This is a genomic window from Serratia sp. HNCC26DJ206 (assembly GCF_057180605.1).
The window spans coordinates 1-278 of sequence record NZ_JBXUGP010000182.1; the positions used below are offsets into that span (position 1 = coordinate 1).

A 278-nucleotide genomic window follows, 5' to 3' on the forward strand; every position below is an offset into this window, starting at 1 on the left:
ATCGGCCAGGTCAGCCCGACCACCGGTGACTTCGGTATCGTGGTTGACACCTTGCCACCGGCAGCGGTAACGGATCTGGTGGTGACGGATGATGCGGGCAGCGTACAGGGCCCACTGACGGCGGGCGGCACCACCGACGACAGCACGCCAACCTTCAGCGGCAAGGCGGAAGCGGGCGGCGTGGTCACCGTGCTGGATAACGGCAAGGCGATCGGCAGCACCACGGTGGATGCGAACGGTGACTGGCGCTTTACGCCAAGCACCCCGCTGACCAACGG

At 66.5% G+C, this 278-nt stretch carries 1 protein-coding gene; it reads left to right on the forward strand.

What is annotated here, in order from left to right:
* Window positions 1-278: Ig-like domain-containing protein (locus tag AC2A1E_RS24505; protein WP_484385924.1), on the forward strand; the 278-nt coding region annotated here is incomplete at both ends.